The organism is Vibrio sp. PBL-C16 (assembly GCF_034321865.1).
Taxonomy (GTDB): Bacteria; Pseudomonadota; Gammaproteobacteria; order Enterobacterales; family Vibrionaceae; genus Vibrio; species Vibrio alginolyticus.
The window spans coordinates 1,226,044-1,246,184 of sequence record NZ_JAXLNY010000002.1 but is presented as its reverse complement, the minus strand read 5'-3'; the positions used below and the strand labels follow the sequence as shown (position 1 = coordinate 1,246,184).

The 20,141-nt window shown below is 41.1% G+C and carries 30 protein-coding genes and 1 pseudogene; 1 reads left to right on the top strand and 30 read right to left on the bottom strand.

The genetic code is table 11. The annotated features are described in order from the left end of the window. Nucleotides 1-79 precede the first annotated feature (79 nt). The 21 genes and pseudogenes from UQW94_RS14095 to UQW94_RS13995 all read right to left on the bottom strand — a co-directional run bounded on the left by UQW94_RS14095 (nt 80) and on the right by UQW94_RS13995 (nt 14,048). Complete coding sequence (locus tag UQW94_RS14095) at nt 80-685, bottom strand: hypothetical protein (protein WP_270055106.1); 606 nt, start codon at nt 683-685, stop codon at nt 80-82. 81 nt (nt 686-766) lie between these two features. Further along, nucleotides 767-1,063, bottom strand: coding sequence for an antibiotic biosynthesis monooxygenase family protein (locus UQW94_RS14090; RefSeq protein WP_017634583.1), 297 nt, complete (start codon nt 1,061-1,063; stop codon nt 767-769). Nucleotides 1,064-1,208: 145 nt separating this feature from the next. Further along, on the bottom strand, nt 1,209-1,496 hold the full coding sequence (locus UQW94_RS14085; protein WP_005377083.1) for a putative quinol monooxygenase: 288 nt from the start codon (nt 1,494-1,496) through the stop codon (nt 1,209-1,211). Nucleotides 1,497-1,634: 138 nt separating this feature from the next. Then, nucleotides 1,635-2,276, bottom strand: coding sequence for an alanyl-tRNA editing protein (locus UQW94_RS14080; protein ID WP_322142306.1), 642 nt, complete (start codon nt 2,274-2,276; stop codon nt 1,635-1,637). 142 nt (nt 2,277-2,418) lie between these two features. Then, nucleotides 2,419-2,964 carry a GNAT family N-acetyltransferase gene (locus tag UQW94_RS14075; RefSeq protein WP_322142305.1) on the bottom strand — a complete coding sequence of 182 codons (546 nt, stop codon included), beginning with the start codon at nt 2,962-2,964 and terminating at the stop codon, nt 2,419-2,421. Between the two features lie 253 nt (nt 2,965-3,217). After that, complete coding sequence (locus UQW94_RS14070) at nt 3,218-3,781, bottom strand: sugar O-acetyltransferase (RefSeq protein ID WP_258634681.1); 564 nt, start codon at nt 3,779-3,781, stop codon at nt 3,218-3,220. 142 nt (nt 3,782-3,923) lie between these two features. Then, complete coding sequence (locus UQW94_RS14065; protein ID WP_031781318.1) at nt 3,924-4,337, bottom strand: RDD family protein; 414 nt, start codon at nt 4,335-4,337, stop codon at nt 3,924-3,926. A 141-nt stretch (nt 4,338-4,478) separates the two neighbouring features. After that, entirely contained in the window at nt 4,479-5,087 is a 609-nt protein-coding gene (locus UQW94_RS14060) for a pyridoxamine 5'-phosphate oxidase family protein (protein WP_005389306.1), read from the bottom strand. Nucleotides 5,088-5,230: 143 nt separating this feature from the next. Further along, nucleotides 5,231-5,632, bottom strand: coding sequence for a DUF2007 domain-containing protein (locus tag UQW94_RS14055; RefSeq protein WP_005377076.1), 402 nt, complete (start codon nt 5,630-5,632; stop codon nt 5,231-5,233). Between the two features lie 104 nt (nt 5,633-5,736). Next, nucleotides 5,737-6,258: pseudogene (locus UQW94_RS14050) on the bottom strand (GNAT family N-acetyltransferase). A gap of 144 nt (nt 6,259-6,402) precedes the next feature. Then, a complete protein-coding gene (locus UQW94_RS14045) occupies nt 6,403-7,008 on the bottom strand; it encodes a hypothetical protein (RefSeq protein WP_213867171.1) in 606 nt (201 codons plus the stop codon). A 695-nt stretch (nt 7,009-7,703) separates the two neighbouring features. Beyond that, nucleotides 7,704-8,267 (bottom strand): hypothetical protein, encoded by a 564-nt coding sequence (locus UQW94_RS14040; protein ID WP_225473990.1) that lies wholly within the window; start codon nt 8,265-8,267, stop codon nt 7,704-7,706. A 149-nt stretch (nt 8,268-8,416) separates the two neighbouring features. Continuing rightward, nucleotides 8,417-8,812 (bottom strand): hypothetical protein, encoded by a 396-nt coding sequence (locus tag UQW94_RS14035; protein ID WP_225473987.1) that lies wholly within the window; start codon nt 8,810-8,812, stop codon nt 8,417-8,419. A gap of 141 nt (nt 8,813-8,953) precedes the next feature. After that, nucleotides 8,954-9,415: a DUF6985 domain-containing protein gene (locus UQW94_RS14030; protein WP_225473984.1), complete on the bottom strand. Its 462-nt coding sequence runs from the start codon at nt 9,413-9,415 to the stop codon at nt 8,954-8,956. A gap of 51 nt (nt 9,416-9,466) precedes the next feature. Further along, a complete protein-coding gene (locus UQW94_RS14025; protein WP_230238872.1) occupies nt 9,467-10,318 on the bottom strand; it encodes an IS3 family transposase in 852 nt (283 codons plus the stop codon). Continuing rightward, entirely contained in the window at nt 10,315-10,623 is a 309-nt protein-coding gene (locus UQW94_RS14020; protein ID WP_004413754.1) for a transposase, read from the bottom strand. Before UQW94_RS14020 ends, UQW94_RS14025 begins: the two co-directional genes overlap by 4 nt. A gap of 188 nt (nt 10,624-10,811) precedes the next feature. Further along, the gene (locus UQW94_RS14015; RefSeq protein WP_262634518.1) at nt 10,812-10,994 is read right to left on the bottom strand and encodes a hypothetical protein; all 183 of its coding nucleotides are present in this window, start codon (nt 10,992-10,994) and stop codon (nt 10,812-10,814) included. 1,080 nt (nt 10,995-12,074) lie between these two features. After that, complete coding sequence (locus UQW94_RS14010) at nt 12,075-12,476, bottom strand: hypothetical protein (RefSeq protein WP_262634519.1); 402 nt, start codon at nt 12,474-12,476, stop codon at nt 12,075-12,077. 128 nt (nt 12,477-12,604) lie between these two features. Beyond that, nucleotides 12,605-13,093: a MazG-related protein gene (locus UQW94_RS14005; protein WP_318070194.1), complete on the bottom strand. Its 489-nt coding sequence runs from the start codon at nt 13,091-13,093 to the stop codon at nt 12,605-12,607. A gap of 69 nt (nt 13,094-13,162) precedes the next feature. After that, on the bottom strand, nt 13,163-13,615 hold the full coding sequence (locus UQW94_RS14000; protein WP_225474324.1) for a hypothetical protein: 453 nt from the start codon (nt 13,613-13,615) through the stop codon (nt 13,163-13,165). A gap of 88 nt (nt 13,616-13,703) precedes the next feature. Then, nucleotides 13,704-14,048: a hypothetical protein gene (locus tag UQW94_RS13995; RefSeq protein WP_225474323.1), complete on the bottom strand. Its 345-nt coding sequence runs from the start codon at nt 14,046-14,048 to the stop codon at nt 13,704-13,706. A gap of 260 nt (nt 14,049-14,308) precedes the next feature. On the opposite strand from UQW94_RS13995, the gene UQW94_RS13990 reads away from it, so the two are divergent. Next, complete coding sequence (locus tag UQW94_RS13990) at nt 14,309-14,464, top strand: hypothetical protein (protein WP_225474322.1); 156 nt, start codon at nt 14,309-14,311, stop codon at nt 14,462-14,464. 578 nt (nt 14,465-15,042) lie between these two features. On the opposite strand, the gene UQW94_RS13985 is transcribed toward UQW94_RS13990, so the two are convergent. The 9 genes from UQW94_RS13985 to UQW94_RS13945 form a co-directional block, all read right to left on the bottom strand. Continuing rightward, nucleotides 15,043-15,249 carry an IS3 family transposase gene (locus UQW94_RS13985; RefSeq protein WP_225474320.1) on the bottom strand — a complete coding sequence of 69 codons (207 nt, stop codon included), beginning with the start codon at nt 15,247-15,249 and terminating at the stop codon, nt 15,043-15,045. Nucleotides 15,250-15,289: 40 nt separating this feature from the next. Beyond that, on the bottom strand, nt 15,290-15,619 hold the full coding sequence (locus UQW94_RS13980) for a DDE-type integrase/transposase/recombinase (RefSeq protein ID WP_225474319.1): 330 nt from the start codon (nt 15,617-15,619) through the stop codon (nt 15,290-15,292). A gap of 2 nt (nt 15,620-15,621) precedes the next feature. Further along, nucleotides 15,622-16,473: an IS3 family transposase gene (locus tag UQW94_RS13975; protein WP_230238872.1), complete on the bottom strand. Its 852-nt coding sequence runs from the start codon at nt 16,471-16,473 to the stop codon at nt 15,622-15,624. Beyond that, nucleotides 16,470-16,778, bottom strand: a complete 309-nt coding sequence (locus UQW94_RS13970) for a transposase (protein ID WP_004413754.1) — start codon at nt 16,776-16,778, stop codon at nt 16,470-16,472. The genes UQW94_RS13975 and UQW94_RS13970 overlap by 4 nt, the downstream gene beginning before the upstream one ends. Nucleotides 16,779-16,967: 189 nt before the next feature. Further along, nucleotides 16,968-17,681, bottom strand: a complete 714-nt coding sequence (locus UQW94_RS13965) for a hypothetical protein (RefSeq protein WP_322142304.1) — start codon at nt 17,679-17,681, stop codon at nt 16,968-16,970. A gap of 140 nt (nt 17,682-17,821) precedes the next feature. After that, the gene (locus UQW94_RS13960) at nt 17,822-18,169 is read right to left on the bottom strand and encodes a hypothetical protein (protein WP_031781294.1); all 348 of its coding nucleotides are present in this window, start codon (nt 18,167-18,169) and stop codon (nt 17,822-17,824) included. Between the two features lie 157 nt (nt 18,170-18,326). Beyond that, nucleotides 18,327-18,734, bottom strand: a complete 408-nt coding sequence (locus UQW94_RS13955; protein ID WP_176311035.1) for a hypothetical protein — start codon at nt 18,732-18,734, stop codon at nt 18,327-18,329. A gap of 157 nt (nt 18,735-18,891) precedes the next feature. Further along, the gene (locus UQW94_RS13950) at nt 18,892-19,419 is read right to left on the bottom strand and encodes a DUF2846 domain-containing protein (RefSeq protein WP_225492310.1); all 528 of its coding nucleotides are present in this window, start codon (nt 19,417-19,419) and stop codon (nt 18,892-18,894) included. A gap of 151 nt (nt 19,420-19,570) precedes the next feature. Continuing rightward, nucleotides 19,571-20,104 carry a cysteine hydrolase family protein gene (locus UQW94_RS13945; protein WP_322142303.1) on the bottom strand — a complete coding sequence of 178 codons (534 nt, stop codon included), beginning with the start codon at nt 20,102-20,104 and terminating at the stop codon, nt 19,571-19,573. Nucleotides 20,105-20,141: the final 37 nt, after the last annotated feature.

Here is a 20,141-nt window from a genome sequence, read left to right as displayed (position 1 = left end):
GGAGTTATAACCATAGCTCAATAAAAAGAATGCACATGATGCCAAACCATAGAAGCAGGTACGTAATACAGCTTGAGAGCTACATTCCTAGCTTGGACTTTATATGCATATTTGAAAGGTATGTGTTTGGATCAAGCTTGGTTAGCATATTTATAATCTCCAAAACACTCGAATACTCAATACGTTCCTCTTCAGCATGCCCGATCCCACCTATTGTAAAGTGAGTAAAGCGGTAATCACGATAAACGTTTTGCAGCTGGCTAGAAATATCTTTGAGTAATCTTTTACTGAGGGCGAATGCAGGGTATTCACTACTTTCTGAAAGCTCTGCTGTAGAGCCAATAGATACAATATTGCATTTATCGTTAAGTGAACCTAAAGCGTTAAGCTCATTGACTAAATTAAGGTACCCAATCGGGCCAACATTCATAAACTCAATCAGTTCGTTTGTTGTCAATTCTGAAGACTCTCCCCACATCGACGCCAAATAAACTATGATGTCAAACTCTACACCTTTGAAGCACGTGTAATCTGGTTTTTTATCGGGATCAACGTCAATACAAACAGAAGCGACTCCCTCCTCAACTAGCTTTGATCTAGAAATCGCATAAATTTCTGTACCCTGTACGTTCGTAGCCAAGAACCTTCCTAGCCCCTTACTACCCCCAACGATTAAAATCTGCATAACCCTATTCCTTGGTTAAGGTTGTCTTTCATATTGTCCGCCAAACTGTTCATTAGGCATCACTTTAACGTTTCTATTGCCCTACTTAGTTCTATCTTCAATTTCATCGAATGGTTCAACTGAAACACGCTCTGCAATTTCACTCATCTTCTTCATTTTTTCTGGGTTACTAGTTCCCCAAAACCGCTCCCAGTCTTCACGTGTTCGCCACTTGGCAATAGTTAAAACCTTTTCCGGTACATCGTAAGAACGAAGCATAAAACTACCAAGCGCCCCATCTACTGACTGATGAATTGAATCTGTCGTCGAACGCCATATATTTTGAAACTCATCCATTTTTTCACTTGGCACACGCCATTCATACACAACTCTAAACATAACACTTCCATTAAAATTTCTAGATTTAATACGGCAAAGTATCAAGAACACTAAGCCAGGTTAATAGATGAATAAAGCAACATAATAGCAGAGCGTAGAGCAACCTAAAAACAAAGAGTAAACGCTCTAAATCACTCCGATTCGATTAGTCATGCACACATTCAAAGATTTCGTATTGACGTTTAACATTGGCAGTTACTTTTCCCCAATGTGAGGCTTGAACTCTTTCCTGATGTTGCTTAAAAGAGGCTTTGTCGACGAACTCTTCATAGACATCAAAACGAAAAGGATTAGTCGAGCTTTGAGTCACAAGAAAAGTAAGGCAGCCCGGCTCTTCTAACGTGAGCCTTTTGTGAGTTATTAACGCATGTTTTACTAATTCTAAATCCTTTTCCGGAACTAAAATAAAGCCTTTCAATGTTACTTTCGACATATCATCCTCTCGCCCCTGTAACCTTTCGTTAAGAACTAGCCAACACGCCCTCAATCTCAACCATCATATCGCAAATGTGAATCTCACCATGAATTAAAATGCCACGTGTTAGGAATCTATTTCTAATGCCCTATCGACTTACGAGCATAAGGTTATCTCTACCCTTTCTTTGCCTTTACCGATGTTCTTGCGTTTTAACTGAATTTGGCCGACTTCTGATGTGCGCTTTAAATGAGTGCCACCGCAAGGTACTTGCGCAAACCCATCCACTCTCCAATACCTTCTTTCACTCTCTTGATCGGAAAAGTCACTAATAATAACTGAATCAGAGTTAATCAAATCTTGCACATCAGTTTCAATTTCTTTCAATAACGGACCAATATTTTCAGACCACTCGAAATCTATGCGACTCTTATTTTCAGAAATATGCGCGCCTATCTTAAGAATGCCTTCCCGACGCTGATAAAACATCTCGAGCACCACTTCAGCCGCAAAGTGTAGCTTCATTAAGGCGTATCTACGCTTCCAATCAATACTCGTAGTTACAATGTCACCAAGAGTAAAATTTGGAGAGGATTCCAATGTGTAAATAAGTCGAACACCTAACTTTTGAGCAATCAAAACCGGAATACCATTAATCGTTCCTTTATCACTCTCTTGGCCTCCAGACTCTGCAAAGAAGATAGTCTGGTCCAATTCAACCTTACTTCCGTCTACATTGGTCACTCTTGAGTTAAGTTCTGTTTGGTAGGGATTAACCCAAAATAATTTCTCGCTCATGCTGCTATCCTTGCAGTAAGTCCTATCCTTGATAGTACATTCAGTGACCACCAAGTCAATTCAAGAAACCTCGCCGTCAAGTGTAAGGCTGTGTATTGAGTACGAGCAGGCTAGATCTATTAGATGCTTTTAAGGCTGGGTACTAAACGCTGTCCAGGGGTTTAGCTAACAACCCGTAAATAGCTGAATCTGAGACTACTCCATTCACTTCCCAACGCTGCCTAAGGAAACCTTCCTTTATAAAACCTAACCGTTCCAAGACTTTACCTGAAGAAGCATTGTCTGGATCTATCTCAGCCTCGATTCGACGTAGATTCAGTGTTTTGAATGCGTGTTCGATTAATGCAGTTCCCGCCTCTAATACCATGCCTTTACCCCAGAAATGACGACTCACGCCAAAGCCAATTTCTGCGCGCCTAGACTCTTTCACGTGATTAAACAGCATTATCTTACCCAGAAGTTGGCCATTGCTCTTTAGGAAGATGCCTAGTGTCACTTCTGTATTCCTATTCATGGCCTGTGTACTCTTGGCTATAAATGTCCGCGCTTCTTCAATTGAAACCCAAGGGCCAGAGTTCCAATATTTCATGACCTCATGGTCTGAGAAGATGTCAAACAATTCGCTTGCATCATCTTCAACTAGCTCTCTTAGAATTAATCGTTCCGTTTCAATCTTTGTTACTAACATTTAGGAGTCAGCCTTTTGGTTTGTTATTGGTGACGAAAATCCAATAAAAGTATGAGACACGTAATACAAATGATTTCGTATGAGACTTTTAAACAAGCTCAACGCACGGTAAAAGCGCCACGTGTAACGACTCTATATTGAAGCAAATTTTAGACATTCAAGTGCGTCAACAAGTAACCGTTGAACGCATCAAAGCTTGGGGTGAGTTGATCATAAGTCCTAAACTCAGGCTCAAAATAGTCCATATACTTTATTATCGCTTAGTGACGATTTCCTTCAGTACTCTGGCTGGGTTGCCACCAACAACGACATTGTCTCTAAAACTCTTTGTAACGACTGCGCCAGAGGCGACCACCACGTTGTTCCCAAGTGTTACGCCAGGGTTGATTACGGCATGGCCACCTATCCAACAATTGTCACCAATGTTTATGGGCTTTGCTAGCTCTAAACCACTGTTCCTCTCGATAGGATCTAAGGGATGAGTCGCAGTATAAATGCCAACTTGAGGCCCAAGTAAACAGTTATCACCAAACTTAACTTCCGCAACATCCAAAATCACACAACCAAAATTAGCGTAAAAATTATCTCCAACGTGAATGTTGGATCCGTAGTCGCAATTGAAAGAAGATTCAACATGAATATCGTCACCTGTTGTGCCGAACAAGTGCTTAGTTATTTCAACTCGCTTTTGTTTATGCTCAACAGAGGTAGCATTCAATTTTTCAGTTAGTAACCTAGCGCTCAACCTTAACTTTAATAACTCTTCATCACTTGGGTCATAAAGCTCACCTGCTAACATTTTCTCTTTTTCTGACATAAAACTTGGACTCCAATACCAATTTCTTACAACGCTACATTAAGTATGTGAGTAACGCTACCTCCTAAGCGAGGCTGTTCCACCACGAAAACAAAGCCCGACTTGAACCCTAGTCCTCAGCGCTATCAATTTTTTCAACAAGTTAGTGAACTACCACCACCGTTCTCACTAACTTATCACCGAGACGTTGCCTCTTTTTACCAAGAATGAAAATTGAGTCAATAAAACCGAAGAATGGAGTAATAACATTTCGAAAGAGCGACTGAAAAATATTGCACTTTTTACCCGTTCTTGCACTGATAACTGCAATGCCCAAAAGTTTTTTACCCACACTTTGACCATTTGGTAAACAATCAGAAAAAAGGTAGTACGATACAGTCGCAGTTACTGCTGTAGCGCGCACAAGCTCTTTTTCAATACCGATTTCTAAGCCGACCCATAAAACGAGAGTAAAAATGCTAAAACTGACAAAAAGATCAATCATTTGTCCAACACACCTAACTCCCGGACTAGCCAAAACGTAATTTTCTAGAGTAAATTTTCCTGCATTTTTCATTTTAAAATTTGGACTAACAATTGTTTATTTGTGAACTAACGCTATTGAGACAGTAACATCCCCACTAAACCTAATCCATACTTCCGTAAAGCAAGGTCGAACCTGATTTTTCTATCTTTTCAATATATTACCACGCTTGTTCTAAAGGCTAGATTGGTAATATTTCAACATCTCTTCTTGATTAAGCGCTTTACTTTCTAACTTTTGTTGATCTTTAAAGATTTGAGCTAATGAAGGGAGAATTGAGCGATTTACTTTATAGTCATCAGACCAAAGTTTCCCTCTCATCACCGCTTTCGCACAATGAAAGTACATACTCTCTATGACTATTTTGATAACAACCTTAGGATCTTTACTTCCATCGGGGCAAGCAGATATCAAGTTGGCGTCGGTGTGAATACTTGCGATTCCTTTAATACGGAGCACTTCATCAATACCGTTTACCATCAATAACAACCCTACCTTGGGGTTACTAATGATATTTTTTAGACTATCGATACGATTGTTCCCCGAGCTATCAGGGAGCAGCAATGTTGATTCATCTAAAACTTTTACGAAGCCAGGCTCCCCTCCTTTAGGAGAAAGATCGATATACCCTTGTGAATCAGCGGTACTTAGAACTGCAAAATGGCAGTTATTAATTAATGTAATCGCATGAACATCCAGCACAGGCAGAGCTTTATTTTTAGCTCTCGCACTTGGCTCTGCGTAAATTTCTTTTAACTGCTCTATTGTTTTAATTTCACTCATTCAATGTTATTCCTTCACTATCGTATAATGCTTTGCTTGTAAGCAAGCAGTAACTCTGACTTCTTGTATAGGCACTCGACATAACTCATCGTAAAAATACTACGAGTACAAATTATCTCTTTAATGCCTTGTTATCTAAAGATTTAAAGTTTTTCACTAAACTCCCCACACTGCTTACACTTATAACCATGCTTGTAAAAAAACAGTGGAAAACCCAGTAAAATAAAAACTAAGAAAGCTGGGCGTTTACCTTTTGTAAATGCAAATAGATCTTTACTACCACATTTAGGGCAAACGTCTTTTTCTTCATCAACGTCAACTTCATTTCCCAATGATTCTGAGAAATCGCTACTAAGTATTTGTTTCGCATCTTCTGCATCACTTTCGGCCACCATCAGACGGACGCCGCCTATTGCATTTGAATAAAGCCACTGAGTATTTACCGTGTGCTCGTCAGCGATGTAACTTTCTATTCCGACACTATCTAGGCTTGCTCTCGCAATATGAGCTTCATGAGGAAAAGAAAACCTTGCTACTACAATCACATATTACTCCTTGTGGGAAAACGCGCACGTAAGGCATAAGAAACGCTAATTGAAAATGCCACGTGTAGTATTTCTTTTTTAACAATTTATTAGCCCACTACAGACTAATACATATACCCTAACCAATCTATATGACCAACAGCCCAAGTTTTACCGCTGATAGGTTTAACATATAAATCATCTAGTTGCTCTACAGCGACACCGTAATTTTTATGTTCGTGAACTCGCAACCAAGAACTTAGAGAGTTAAGGCGCATATAACCATTAGCCACATAAAAACGCTCCAAATCGGAGACTAAAATGATGAAGTCGACATCTTTAGTGGACGCATACTCGCTGAGTTGAGACAACATTTTTGTGCCAATACCTTGTCTTTGAACTGTGCTCTCGACACAAAAGTCACTCACACCTAATACTTTATAAATTTCATCACCAACGCGAACAACTCTGTAGTCTAATCCCATGTAACCAACTAACTGATCACCTTCGTAATTCAGAACTCTCATATGCGGGAGTTGCTTATAGTAAGAGCGAGTAACTTAATGTTCAGGAAACGACTGGTTTCTAAGAGCTTCAATTGCATTATGCTGTGCTTTAGATAACTCGATTTCTGGGTAAATATCCATATTTGACCTTTGAGTATTAATGACCTTTTGGAGTTGAGCAACGCAATACCGAACCTTCCGCATACCGATTTAATCACTGAGCTCAACGCACAGTTAAAATGCCACGCGTTGCGAATCGCTATTGAACAGTTTGTTAGAATAAATTTATTTACAGCACTTTTTCCGCTGTTTAGTTGAACCGCAAAAGCACAGATCATTTTTTGAAGTTACTTCTCGCACTAGTTTTTCAAGCTTTGAATACGCTAGAGCACGTCTAAAGTCGAACTCGTTAGCTACTTGCGCCGTTATTGCTCCAGCACCTGAAAGATGCAAAGCCTCAAATTCTGCCTCAATGTCTAAAACTTGTTGAACAAGCTCATGTTCTTTTATTGCCATATGCTTTATCGGCATACGACCATTTTTGATGAGAACGGAGATTTCAGGGTCTGGTATGAACTTTACTTTTTTCGCATTTAACGCCGATGGCGATACACAGACTAATTTTCCGTCGGGCTTCTGAACAACTACGTGTGCAGTTAGTCTTAGAACAAGATTACCCCAGACTGAAGTTACCCAGCCAAACACCATCGTGCCAGCATTGTTTTCTAAATGCTTTTGAACATTGTTATAGCAATAATTCAATTGAGAGAACGACTCCGGTTGAATTGGCACATCTAAAACGCTTGATAAACCTAACTTAGTGAGAGCACTTGAAGGAATTATTTTTGGTTCGAACGACTTATATTTAGATATCATCTCTGAAGCTTCCAATTTATTCTAACGCCTTGCTAAGGTGTGAGTAACGCAATACAAAAGCTACCGCACAGCGCCTTAATCACATAAGCCACCGCAAAGTAAAATGCCACGCGTTACGAATCACTCTTAAGCAATTTGTTAGTACATGCGCTACTTCTATTTATGCGCTCCAAGATATTGAAAACTGGCATGATATGAAAGGCTTTGAACACTGAAGTGAGACGGGCAGCTACAAAACTTTACCGCCATTGAGAAACGTGAGTTGGCTAGAAGAAAAACGCACTGAACAGCCCTACTTTCACTGGCTTCAAATTAGAAAAGGATTCTTTCCTCGTACTTCAACAGCCACACCAAAAATAATCAAGGTTCTCTCAAAAGCCACCACGAAAATGAAGAAGCGCCAAAGAAATAGGCTAAGAGTTAGAAACCGTAAACGGAGAAATCAAAGCGAACACTCCGCATATAGTGCCACCGGAAAGAACATGAAAGGTACAAACTGTAAGGTGTAAAGACGAGCGCCGAAACAGATAAACACCAAAACTGATGACCTTTGATTTCAACCCCGTACAAACGCCCTATTAAGGGGTGAGTAACGCAATACCAAAGCCGCCGCATACCACCTTAATCACTTAAACTAACGCATTGTGAAAATGCCACGCGTTGCGAATCCCTCTTAAACAGTTTGTTATGTGACGGCGACAAAGCCGAACTTACTCCCTATAAAACTTTGAAAACCAATTACTGAATGACTCTTGATACTCTTGCTGAGCCTCTTTAACAATTTCATCAGCATCTTCGGTTTGCTCGATACCACGAACTTTTAACCAAGTGCAATATTCTCCACTATGTTCACTAGGCTCATAGTCATCGGGATCTCGATAGTAGCACACGCTATCCCATTCAATCATGGGCTCACAATCAAACGTTAATATTTGAAGTAATTCATTAAAATTACGAGCTACTACGTGGTAACCACCTTCACTACCAAAAGCAACTATTGGCGCATTTTCTAAGTTTCTATTACCGTCTTTTAGCCAAAAACCATAGGAAGATCCACTTGCATCTGCACTTGCAAATTCATAAATAGAGTTGAGAAACTCTTTACTCTCCGAGTACGTTTTTAAACCCAGTTTCTCTTGATCGATTGAAAACTCAAACCCTTCTGAAAAGTACGCATCTGATGCGACTTCATCATCAAAACTAATCAGTGGCAACAAATTCTCAGGCAACATTAATCCCTCAAAGTGCTCTATTAATTCGTTTTTGATACTCATTAGATACTCCTTACTACTTGAATTACATAACGCCCTGTTAAGGGGTGAGCAACGCAATACAAGAGCCGCCGCATACCGCCTTAAACACTAAAACCAACGCATAGTGAAAATGCCAAGCGTTGCGAATCCCTCTTGAACAGTTTGTTAGGCTATTGACCCTCTGAGATTCTCACGTACGTCCCATTGAAAGTGACATGTAGCCCACCACAACCGTTGTCTTTGCTAACTACGAGGGTATCTTGATCTAATAAAACTTGGAGAGTAAAGCCGTCAACGTCATAGTCTATTTGATAACCTTTTAACGTTACAACTCCGTCGATTTCTCCAAAATTTACAAGGCCAGAAGAAGAGTCACCTACCCAAACTGATGTACCAGATAGTTCGTATGTGTTCGAACCCACCTTAGTTAAGTCAATAAAGGCAGTGTCAGTATCCAATTGATCATTGTTATACCGCTCATAATGCCCCTGAAAACCAGGAAAGACTGCTGCATATGCAAGCGATGAAATAAGCAACATACTTAGAGCTACGCAAACTGTTTTCAAGCTCAAATTCTCCTCAATAGCCTAACGCCTTGTTAAGGTGTGAGGCGCGCAATACCAAAGCTTCCGCATACCACCTTAAACACAAAAACTAACGCATAGTAAAAAAATGCCACGCGTGCCGAATCACTCTTAAACAATTTATTAGGCATAATTCCACGGGGCTTTTACGTCGAAGTTAGACCCAGGGTCTTCACCGTTGAAAGCGCCCACATATAGTACTTTATCGTTTCTAATTATCCACTCCATACCATGCTCAGGTTCCCACTCACAGTTAAGTTCCATGTGAATTACTGGCTCACCGACTTCTGAGTAAGGAACCAACAACACGCTTGGATATATTAGTTTGAGAACTTCGTGTGGACTAGAGAATGATTTGAGTGGTTCACCTATTGCTTCTAGGTAACTATTACAATAGCTGATAGATGCTCTACAAAGTTCATCGACTATCTCGGCTTGTAACCCATCCAAGTAATTCGCACACATTTCTGCAAAATGAAGGTCATCAGTTTCAGCGGATAAAGCGATGTACTGACCGAACATTCGAAAATACACTTCACCTTCGATTTCACATTCACTTATTTCAACATTCTTTATAAGTTTCATTGTGTTTTCTTCCTTTGCTGGTGTACCCCACAAAAAGTAGACAGTACATAACTACATACTTTCGTACTCAACTGGGCTGACGTGCCCCAACGCTGAGTGTCTTCTTCTGCGATTGTAAAATACCTCGATGTATTCGAAGATGCCCATTCGGGCTTCTTCGACAGTTTGATAGTCTTCTGCGTATATCAGTTCGACTTTCAGTCGACTGTAGAACGACTCCATCACCGCATTATCCCAGCAGTTACCCTGCCGACTCATGCTCGGTACACCTCCATGCTTGCGCATGAAGTCTTGATATTTGTAGGCTCTGTATTGTACACCACGGTCTGAGTGGATAATGACGCCCTTAGGCGGCTTACGTGACTCAAACGCCATTTTTAGAGCGTTAGTGATTAGCTCGACGGTCATCGTTGTCCCAAGCGACCAACCCACAATGCGTCTTGAATGCAAGTCCATCACTGTCGCTAAGAAGAGCCAACGGCTCTTCACCCAGATATACGTAATGTCCGTAACCCACTTCTGATTTGGTGTCTCGGACTCAAAGTCTCTACGCAGTAAATTGTCGGCAACATTCGTCATCGCAGCTACATCCTTGCTGTATTTAAACCCTTTGCCATTACGTGCCCTGATACCTTTTTCCTTCATGATATCAGCGACATAATTCACGCAGCAGGCATGGCCTGCTTCGTTTAGCTCTTCTGCTATTCGCACTGAGCCGTAACGTGCCCGATATTGGGCAAAGGTACACATGACGAGCTGTTCAAAGCGCTTTCGCCGCTTTGAACGCTCACTCGGCGTATGATGACACCACTTATAGTAACCGCCTCGACTCACCTCTAACGTACGGCACATTAAGCTAATGGAGTACTCACCGACATAGCTTTCAATGAACTCGTACTTCACTCTTGCTGCTTCGCGAAGTACGCCGAGACCTTTTTTAGGAATTCCATTTCATCTTTGAGTCTCTTGTTCTCGCGCCTTAGCGCTCGAAGCTCTTCGGACTCTTTCTTCGAATAGTCGACACCATCTAAGGTGTTAAACTGTTTATCAGATAGGCGTGTGAACTGGCGCTTCCAGTTCCGGATCTGCTGAGCACTGATACCCAGTTCCTTGGCAACGGAGACGGCTGTTCGGCCAGGAAGACTGGCCAAGCGAACTGCTTCTTTACGGAACTCTTCGGTGTACGCTGGATTACGATGTTTAGCCATAAATCACCTCTCAATTAGACCCTAGATCTAACTTAGTAAAGTGTCTACTAAACGTGGGGTACTCGGTTGCATAACGCCCGCTTAAGTGGTGAGCAACGCAATACCGATGCCGCCGCACACCACGTTAGTCACTAAAATCAGCGCATGGTAAAAACGCCACGCGTTGCGAATCCCTCTTAGGCAGTTTGTTATGCATTTTTTGTGAAGTGCTGTTCTATATCGTAACCAACAGCAGTTCCTCTTTGCTCAAACATACTAATAAACTTCTTGATTTCTTGCTTGCCGTTAGAGCCAAAAATCAAACTATTCAATGTGGCTCTGACGCCGAATTGATTTTTAAGAGTATTTACTGGATTAGATTGTGTAACCATTTTAAAAACTCCCACACCCGCTTCCATAGTTACTGGTTTGGTAGCAGAACCTAGCCCTATTTTTGAATTAACATACTCCTAAACAGAATCTAATTGTTTTCGATAGTTAGCAACCGCCTTCAGATTGCCTTCAGATAACGCATTTTGAAATAACTTTAACCACTCTCTCAATTTTGCAAAATCTTGTCTCATCGGGAGCGCAATCTCAATAAGCTGACTAGGCGAGGAAGATTCCTGAATAACTCGAATAGGAATAGCCGGCATATTAACAAATAATGAATACAGTGAATCTGTTCCATACGTCTTTTTTGATACCTTCATCTGTTCATCGTTTAAAAACGAGGTAAGTTGATGTAAAGCATCACCCGCAGGTAACATAAAACCTGAATTAACAAAGAACCTCTTGCGTAGAGGATGCGGAGTATAACTTTTTTCATAAACAAAGCTTCGAGCACATATTCCAGCTCCACCTCACATGGTTGCTGATAAAAGTGGATGCTGAGGCCTTTTGGTTTCTTGCCAGCTCAATACATTTTCTTTACGAGCTAACATCAAAGACTCCGTTGAGCTCATATGTTCAATTATTCGATTTCGTGGTTCAACTAATTTATGAGGCTCTTCTAAAAAAGGAAAACTCCGAACTACACCTAAGTTTTTGGCTGCTAATATCGGGCTGCTTGTCCTCACCCATGCATGTTCAAATTTAGCCTCAACCAAGATCTCATCTCTCAAAACTAGGTCAGTTAAAAAATCGAACAAAGCTTCCGTTTAAATTGATGGATAACTAACAGCTTTATAGCTATGTTTACCATTTGCTATAGTAATTTCATCCGCAGATGCGTTCTCCATACCATCCACAAACAAGCTAGATATATCTTGAAGAGACCAATTATCTGAAATTATACCTTGCGCCACTCTAAACACCTCTCTGAGAGACACATTGAAGAAAATGCATAACGCCTTGTTAAGGTGTGAGGCACGCAATACTGATTCCTCCGCATACCACCCTAATAACTAAAGCCAACGCATAGTAAGAATGCCACGCGTTCCGAATCACTCTTGAACAATTTGTTAGGAGTTTTATTCATAGCGTTCACAATCTTTCGGTATGTCTATATATGTTTCATTTGCCCTCCAGTCCTGAGTCCGAGGGTCAAAGTAAAGCTCATACGTCGAGACGCTGTTATATGTACCCGATGTTATCTGATTTCCAATAGAAACTATATTTGGCTCTGAAATAGTGAAAACCCAGACGTTGTCACCTGAAACTAACTCAAGGCGACTATCAGAAACAAACAAAGCCTCTTCTGTAGAAAAAAACTCTCTAGGATAACTTTCACAATACCACTTTAAATTCTGACCATAAGAACTATAGACAGTTCTCATATTGAATTTCTCGTACAAGTCTTTTGTAGTCACTTGCTCTGCTCCGTTAGAGCTGAATGCAAGAAATGTTAAGGCGAAACTAAAAATCAATTTCATGTTCAAACTCCTACCGCGCAATTAAGGTGTGAAGCACGCAATACCGATGCTACCGCATACCTCCTTAATCACTAAAATTAACGCAGACCAAAAATGCCACGCGTGCTGAATCACTCTTAAATTGTTTGTTATGGCGCTCCACTCAACATTAGCTCTTGTATGTCAATTTGGTCTACTTCCCTGCCCAATATTCGCTTGTACTCGACTAAACGATAAACTGGGATAACTGGCAACTCGATACCTTGATAATTTTTAATAACTGATTCTGAAAAGTAGATTTCAAGCTGGTGCCAAGAGCCATCTTGATGTGATTGTATCTTAGTATGTTCAGACAAACCGATTTCAATTTTTTGATTTTGGTAGATCAATTGGAAATACTCTAGATCCCAACCATATTCAGCATAATGAGTTAACGGTTTGGATATGTGTTTTGCTACATGCGATAGTACTTTGTCTGCGTCTGAGTTTCGAATATAAAGATCTATATCTGCTATTTCCCGACTTCCACCATGAATAGTTGCCGCTAATCCACCTACTATTTGATACTCCACAGCCTCTTCATCCAAGATCTGTGTGAGGCACGCAATACAAAAGCTACCGCACAGCGCCTTAATCACCCTAAGCCACCGCATAGTAAAAATGCCACGCGTTACGAATCACTCTTAAACAATTTGTTAGAAGTTTACTCACCTAGTGCTCCGACTTTCCCTTTTCGCATCATGTGGGAAACAGTTTGTATACACACAAGCGACATGACTCTTGCCATAATCATCTACGACTACACAAACTAGATTGCTCGGATTTCCCAATGCACTCCGCCAATTATGATGACGGACCTCATAATCTACTTCAAATTCAACGTAAACGTATGCTGAGCTAACCCATTCAAACGGAATTGAACGTTTTACAATCAACCCTTTAAACATCTTTGAATAGCGTTCAGTTATGAGGTCAAAGTGTGGGTCATATGGAGCAATCTGTTGGGAGCAAAGGTCTATTGAAACACACTTTCTTTGAAGGTGGTCTACGAACAGGTAGAGCTTACCGATACCCCAATAACCATCGACATCATTGTTTCGACTCCTAAACGAGCCAATAATACCGCTTGCGGTACTACCTAGATCTCTCCTGCGTCCCATATTTATTCCTAAAACTTCTAAAGCCGATTCAAAGCGAAAATGCCATGATTTGGGAATCCGTCTTAAACGCTTTGTTATGTATAATTTTTCACGAAAAACATAACCAGCCAGCCATTAGTAAGAATGCTACCGTCGCAAGTAAAAAGGTTAGATCCCAAAGAAAGTACAGAGGGTATATAAACTTTAAAAGACTTTTTAACCAACCATTTTGTAGTTGGAGAAATGCTTTCTCTTCCATGAAACTAGACATGCTAAACCACAGCCCTCGAACACAATCAACCTCTTTCAAAATCACATAGCGCCCTTTAATTAACTCATTATTTTGCGACTTCAAAACCAACCAAACCACAAAAAACAAGGCAAAAAAGACAAACGTCGGGATTGCCATCCACCCTAGAGCAGCAAGTAAGATTGAGACTACAATATTATCCAATGTTCCACCTAACCAAATTATTCATAACGCCCAATTAAGGTGTGAAGTACGCGACCACGAAACTTAATTTGACCACCGTAAACACTAAACTTAACTCAAACCAAAAATGCCAAGCGTGCTGAATCACTCTTGAATTGTTTGTTATACGCCGGGCTTAGAAATAAAAGTCATTATGACTACAAAAATAATCAATATGAACAACTACTTAGTAATGCACTGACAGTATAATGTAAAAAAACTAACCAATAAAGGAACCATATATGTCAGCGTCATTTATATCTAGTGCTGTAGAGCAAATTTACGGGCAAATCTCAGGCAAACAAAAAGCAAATGAGTGGTACAAACTACTTGTTCCGGAGCTCCATGAAGCACTTGAACGAGGCACTCCTATGTCAGACCCTCAACTAAAAAGCTAGCAGAGGCAATAACCAACCTTACTCCTGTAGGAGCTAAGCGTAATAATTTTAAAAGACGTTACATGGAAGATCGTGAATCAATGTTATCATTGCCTAGAGTTCCAAATAGCATAATGTATGGATATTGGTGGTAACGATAATGAAACGTGCATTTTTAAGCCTCTACATAGCAATAACATCACTTGTTGTATTACGAGCACTGTTCTATGGCCAAGATTTAATTAGCTATTTTGATTTTACAAGTCTGTCTTTGGTTTTGGTTCCATGTACTCTGGTATTCTTATTGACTAAGAAACAAAAAAACTGTTTCAAATGCGTCATTTTAACATCTATTTTAGCTGGTTTTTTGGGACTTGTTCTAGGCGTGATACTTACGTTTTCAAATGGTCATCTTGATGTAGAAGGTGCTTTCATGGGGCTCAGCGTAGCTCTATTACCAATGCTTTATGCTCTACTTGTAAGCCTTTTGATCTTCCCTCTCCACCTAGTCTCGAACGATAAATAGAAACAAGCCCACGACTGTGTGGGCTAAATTATCTAGGCGTTGGTGTACCCCACAAAAAGTAGATAGTACATAACTACATACTTTCGTACTCAACCGGGCTGACATGCCCCAACGCTGAGTGTCTTCTCTTGCGATTGTAAAATACCTCGATGTATTCGAAGATGCCCATTCGGGCTTCTTCGAGAGTTTGGTAGTTTTCTGCGTATATCAGTTCGACTTTCAGTCGGCTGTAGAACGACTCCATCATCGCATTATCCCAACAGTTACCCTGTCGACTCATGATCGGTACACCTCCATGCTTGCGCAAGAAGTCTTGATATTTATATGCCCCCGCATTGCATACCACGATCTGAATGGATAATGACGCCCTTAGGCGGCTTACGTGACTCAAACGCCATTTTTAACGCATTAGTGATGAGCTCGACGGTCATCGTTGTCCCTAGCGACCAACCCTCGATGCGCCTTGAATGCAGGTCCATCACTGTCGCCAAGAAGAGCCAACGGCTCTTCACCCAGATATACGTAATGTCCGTAACCCATTTCTGATTTGGCGTTTCAGACTCAAAGTCTCTTCGCAGTAAATTGTCAGCAACATTCGTCATGGCAGCCACATCCTTGCTGGTGTACCCCACAAAAAGTAGACAGTACATAACTACATACTTTCGTACTCAACTGGGCTGACATGCCCCAACGCTGAGTGTCTTCTTCTGCGATTGTAAAATACCTCGATGTATTCGAAGATGCCCATTCGGGCTTCTTCGACAGTTTGATAGTCTTCTGCGTATATCAGTTCGACTTTCAGTCGACTGTAGAACGACTCCATCACCGCATTATCCCAGCAGTTACCCTGCCGACTCATGCTCGGTACACCTCCATGCTTGCGCATGAAGTCTTGATATTTGTAGGCTCTGTATTGTACACCACGGTCTGAGTGGATAATGACGCCCTTAGGCGGCTTACGTGACTCAAACGCCATTTTTAGAGCGTTAGTGATTAGCTCGACGGTCATCGTTGTCCCAAGCGACCAACCCACAATGCGTCTTGAATGCAAGTCCATCACTGTCGCTAAGAAGAGCCAACGGCTCTTCACCCAGATATACGTAATGTCCGTAACCCACTTCTGATTTGGTGTCTCGGACTCAAAGTCTCTACGCAGTAAATTGTCGGCAACATTCGTCATCGCAGCTACATCCTTGCTGTATTTAAACCCTTTGCCATTACGTGCCCTGATACCTTTTTCCTTCATGATATCAGCGACATAATTCACGCAGCAGGCATGGCCTGCTTCGTTTAGCTCTTCTGCTATTCGCACTGAGCCGTAACGTGCCCGATATTGGGCAAAGGTACACATGACGAGCTGTTCAAAGCGCTTTCGCCGCTTTGAACGCTCACTCGGCGTATGATGACACCACTTATAGTAACCGCCTCGACTCACCTCTAACGTACGGCACATTAAGCTAATGGAGTACTCACCGACATAGCTTTCAATGAACTCGTACTTCACTCTTGCTGCTTCGCGAAGTACGCCGAGACCTTTTTTAGGAATTCCATTTCATCTTTGAGTCTCTTGTTCTCGCGCCTTAGCGCTCGAAGCTCTTCGGACTCTTTCTTCGAATAGTCGACACCATCTAAGGTGTTAAACTGTTTATCAGATAGGCGTGTGAACTGGCGCTTCCAGTTCCGGATCTGCTGAGCACTGATACCCAGTTCCTTGGCAACGGAGACGGCTGTTCGGCCAGGAAGACTGGCCAAGCGAACTGCTTCTTTACGGAACTCTTCGGTGTACGCTGGATTACGATGTTTAGCCATAAATCACCTCTCAATTAGACCCTAGATCTAACTTAGTAAAGTGTCTACTAAACGTGGGGTACTCGGAAATATAACGCCGCGTTAAGTGGTGAGCAACGCTACCACCAGACCTAAACCATTGTGCCGTAAACACTAAAGCTGAATCAAACCGAAAATGCCAAGCGTTGGGAATCCGTCTTAAACGCTTTGTTAGGCATTTCTTTCCACGCCTCTTAACCAGATTTCGAATTGTTTTCTATGTCTATCTGTCCACTGTGTATTAACTAAATATAAGTAACTATCTCTAACTACAGGCATTTGTGTAGACCAGCGATTATATCCATTTATCTGAGCAGCAAGCCGAACTTCATTTTGACTTGCTGGCTGAGGGACTTTCTTGAGGACCGCAAAGTTGAGACTAAATGTTCTATGACAGTAATCACTATCAAGTAAATTAGAAAATTCATCGGCATTCAATGTTGGAGCAATTCTACGTATAGCGTTAGTAATTTCAGAGTTGCTCATTAACCGTTTTTCTGGTTCTTCCCTTAGCTTCAAAACATCATTAGAAACACCCAAGTCTACTTTTGATGTTGTTTCATCATATTTTTGGTGACAAGAACGACATAACACAAGTACTGCTTCATCTATTGGGTCGTGAGCTTCCAAAAACAGGTTTTCAAATACTTCTAAATCTACAGTAATTATTTCACCATTCTTGAACTGAGAAAGGATGTCTTCGATTATCTTCGGCCGTTCTTTACCTGTTACATGCGCAGCTTCAAGAGTTTCAGAGCTTGTGAAGCAATGCTCACAACGTCCAATTGCCTGTTTGTGCTTTCGAGTAATTGAATTGACCACGTTCTTCGCACGAGGATTAATATATCGAATAAACTCCTCAATAGTCCCAACGAATGATGCCATTAATTTATTCCTCTTTTAATGCCTAACGCCTTGTTAAGGTGTGAGGCACGCAATACCTAAGTCTCCGCATACCACATTAACCACTAAAACCAACGCATAGTAAAAATGCCACGCGTGCCGAATCACTCTTGAACAATTTGTTATGCGCGTTCTCCACGATTGAACGCAACTACAGTAGCGCGTAATTTAGTCAGCTTAAACTCTGTAAGTAACACTGTAACAAAAGACAATATAGAAACGGAGATAAGTGCAATATTTATCAAAGCATTACCACTAAACTCATAAATACCTGACAGACCAATAAATAGCAAAAGACAGGCAATTATCGATAGAATCGAATCATTAGTTTTCACTTTATACTCATCATCAGGTATATCTTTTATTATCGAAACCGGATTTGAAAGCCCGTCAAGCCGAACTGCAATTTTTCCTTTTTTAATTTTGACTTTTAGGCCAGAACTTCTTAACGAATTAGCTAAATCTTCCATGATTGATTATCTCCATTTCTGCGAGCGCATAACGCTCTGCTAAGGGGTGAGCAACGCAATACCTAAGCCGCCGCAAACCACCTTAATCACTAAATTTAACGCACAGTAAAAATGCCACGCGTTGCGAATCCCTCTTGAGCAGTTTGTTAGCTGTGTTTTACAACACGAGCTTTGCTCCCAACATACCAAGAGCTGCGATAGCTACCATCGTAAACCAAAGGTAAATCATAAAAGATAGGTATAACGAAAATAAACCTCTCACAGCTTTATCTAAGTTTGCACCTTCATCGTGCTGTAAGAAGTACGCTAGTTCTGCTGTAGGTATTGATCCAGCAAAGCTCTTAAATTTGAACTTTACCATCATCAAGCCCATTGAGACTGGAAGACTAGATACTAATAAAATGATTCCCACCGAAGTCCAGACATTCTCAGGGGAGTCATTACCTAAAACTACTGCTGCCCCGATCAACACTAAAAGCATTCCCAGAAAGCCCTTAAAAGATGACAACAATGAGTCTCTTGTTTTTATATACAGCCAGAATAGCGGCTTATCGAATTTTCTCATTTTTTCCTCAAACAGCTAACGCCCTGCTAAGGGGTGAGCAACGCAATACTGAAGCCGCTGCATACCACCTTAATCACTAAAATCAACGCATGCTAAAAATGCCACGCGTTGCGAATCCCTCTTGAGCAGATTGTTAGCAATCACGTTGGCGCTGCAATTATTTACTTTCCAAGTCATTAGACACATAGCTCAGTTTTTTCATAAGCCTTCGAGCATCTTCTTGCGATATTTCAGCGAGTTTGAAAACTTGTTGTTCACGACTTGGAGCAGTAATAACCGTTGCATTACCATCAATGAAAACCATATCTGTCGTTAGTTTGTTGGAAGCATGCGCTAGCTCCCACCCTTGGTATAGATAGACCGTTTGACCTTGCTTGAGAGTGAACTGTTTGTCCCAGAAGAGCCTTGAAGGGATTAAAGGATCATAAAATTCAAGATTTTTTTCACCAGGCTCTGCGTAAAACCAAGTATAAGATCCGTTCAGCAACTTCCCTGTTGGCTCTCCATTTACTCGATAGGTTTGGACATTTTCCAACAGCCCTTTGTTGTTGCCTTGCAAAATATAAACGATTGACTTTCCGTTATTAAAATTAGGCTCAACTTTATTTGCTTCCACTCTATCAGGTGCTGATGCACATCCCCAGAGAGAAACTAGCAACACTGCCATTCCTATTACATTTTTCATAATACTCCTTTTTGTTATTAGTGAATGCTAACGCCCAATTAAGGTGTGAAGCACGCAACCACGACACTTAATTTGACCACCGTAAACACTGAACCAAATCCAAACTAAAAATGCCAAGCGTGCTGAATCACTCTTAAATTGCTTGTTAGCCCTATGCCCAAAGGTTGCACGCCTCTACCGCTTGGATTTTAACACCGAAACTAGAAATACTAGGTAACGTGGCATTATGGTGCGCTCGAATTTGAGCCCCACTTGCGTGCTCCTTGTCATGAGTTGTGTGAGCATCCGACACCAACGTTACGGGATAGCCTAAACCTGCAGCTCTGCGAATGGTAGTATCAACGCAAAACTCTGAGGCGTAGCCACACACAATTAAGCTATCTACATCGAGTTCATTTAAAACACTTTGAAGATTAGTATTCAAGAAAGAGTCTGGTGTTGTTTTGCGAACGAAATGGTCACCAGTTTGTGTAATTAAGCTCGACTGTAATGCCCAACCAACGCTTTCGTATTCAATAACAGATTTAGGTTGCTCGTGCTGAACAAAGATAACTGGAACAGACTTAGCACGCGCTAATTTCGTAACCTCATTAATTTTGGTGAGTACGATTTGTGATTCAAATGGTTGAGGTTCCGGGTCGAACAGAATCGGCTGAACATCAATAACTAATACTGCAGATTTCATTGTTTTCCTCTGATAGGGCTAACGCCGCGTTAAGTGG

What these genes read in the sequence shown, in the direction of transcription:
- UQW94_RS14030 (WP_225473984.1), bottom strand. Translation starts at nt 9,415, where the DNA reads ATGAAACTTATAAAGAATGTTGAAATAAGTGAATGTGAAATCGAAGGT.
- UQW94_RS14020 (WP_004413754.1), bottom strand. Translation starts at nt 10,623, where the DNA reads ATGGCTAAACATCGTAATCCAGCGTACACCGAAGAGTTCCGTAAAGAA.
- UQW94_RS14095 (WP_270055106.1), bottom strand. Translation starts at nt 685, where the DNA reads ATGCAGATTTTAATCGTTGGGGGTAGTAAGGGGCTAGGAAGGTTCTTG.
- UQW94_RS14000 (WP_225474324.1), bottom strand. Translation starts at nt 13,615, where the DNA reads ATGGGACGCAGGAGAGATCTAGGTAGTACCGCAAGCGGTATTATTGGC.
- UQW94_RS14015 (WP_262634518.1), bottom strand. Translation starts at nt 10,994, where the DNA reads ATGGTTACACAATCTAATCCAGTAAATACTCTTAAAAATCAATTCGGC.
- UQW94_RS14070 (WP_258634681.1), bottom strand. Translation starts at nt 3,781, where the DNA reads ATGTCAGAAAAAGAGAAAATGTTAGCAGGTGAGCTTTATGACCCAAGT.
- UQW94_RS13955 (WP_176311035.1), bottom strand. Translation starts at nt 18,734, where the DNA reads ATGAGAAAATTCGATAAGCCGCTATTCTGGCTGTATATAAAAACAAGA.
- UQW94_RS13990 (WP_225474322.1), top strand. Translation starts at nt 14,309, where the DNA reads ATGTCAGCGTCATTTATATCTAGTGCTGTAGAGCAAATTTACGGGCAA.
- UQW94_RS13960 (WP_031781294.1), bottom strand. Translation starts at nt 18,169, where the DNA reads ATGGAAGATTTAGCTAATTCGTTAAGAAGTTCTGGCCTAAAAGTCAAA.
- UQW94_RS13980 (WP_225474319.1), bottom strand. Translation starts at nt 15,619, where the DNA reads ATGTACTGTCTACTTTTTGTGGGGTACACCAGCAAGGATGTGGCTGCC.
- UQW94_RS13965 (WP_322142304.1), bottom strand. Translation starts at nt 17,681, where the DNA reads ATGGCATCATTCGTTGGGACTATTGAGGAGTTTATTCGATATATTAAT.
- UQW94_RS13950 (WP_225492310.1), bottom strand. Translation starts at nt 19,419, where the DNA reads ATGAAAAATGTAATAGGAATGGCAGTGTTGCTAGTTTCTCTCTGGGGA.
- UQW94_RS14040 (WP_225473990.1), bottom strand. Translation starts at nt 8,267, where the DNA reads ATGAGTATCAAAAACGAATTAATAGAGCACTTTGAGGGATTAATGTTG.
- UQW94_RS14060 (WP_005389306.1), bottom strand. Translation starts at nt 5,087, where the DNA reads ATGAGTGAAATTAAAACAATAGAGCAGTTAAAAGAAATTTACGCAGAG.
- UQW94_RS13985 (WP_225474320.1), bottom strand. Translation starts at nt 15,249, where the DNA reads ATGAGTCGACAGGGTAACTGTTGGGATAATGCGATGATGGAGTCGTTC.
- UQW94_RS14065 (WP_031781318.1), bottom strand. Translation starts at nt 4,337, where the DNA reads ATGAAAAATGCAGGAAAATTTACTCTAGAAAATTACGTTTTGGCTAGT.
- UQW94_RS14075 (WP_322142305.1), bottom strand. Translation starts at nt 2,964, where the DNA reads ATGTTAGTAACAAAGATTGAAACGGAACGATTAATTCTAAGAGAGCTA.
- UQW94_RS14080 (WP_322142306.1), bottom strand. Translation starts at nt 2,276, where the DNA reads ATGAGCGAGAAATTATTTTGGGTTAATCCCTACCAAACAGAACTTAAC.
- UQW94_RS14010 (WP_262634519.1), bottom strand. Translation starts at nt 12,476, where the DNA reads ATGAAATTGATTTTTAGTTTCGCCTTAACATTTCTTGCATTCAGCTCT.
- UQW94_RS13945 (WP_322142303.1), bottom strand. Translation starts at nt 20,104, where the DNA reads ATGAAATCTGCAGTATTAGTTATTGATGTTCAGCCGATTCTGTTCGAC.
- UQW94_RS14090 (WP_017634583.1), bottom strand. Translation starts at nt 1,063, where the DNA reads ATGTTTAGAGTTGTGTATGAATGGCGTGTGCCAAGTGAAAAAATGGAT.
- UQW94_RS13970 (WP_004413754.1), bottom strand. Translation starts at nt 16,778, where the DNA reads ATGGCTAAACATCGTAATCCAGCGTACACCGAAGAGTTCCGTAAAGAA.
- UQW94_RS14085 (WP_005377083.1), bottom strand. Translation starts at nt 1,496, where the DNA reads ATGTCGAAAGTAACATTGAAAGGCTTTATTTTAGTTCCGGAAAAGGAT.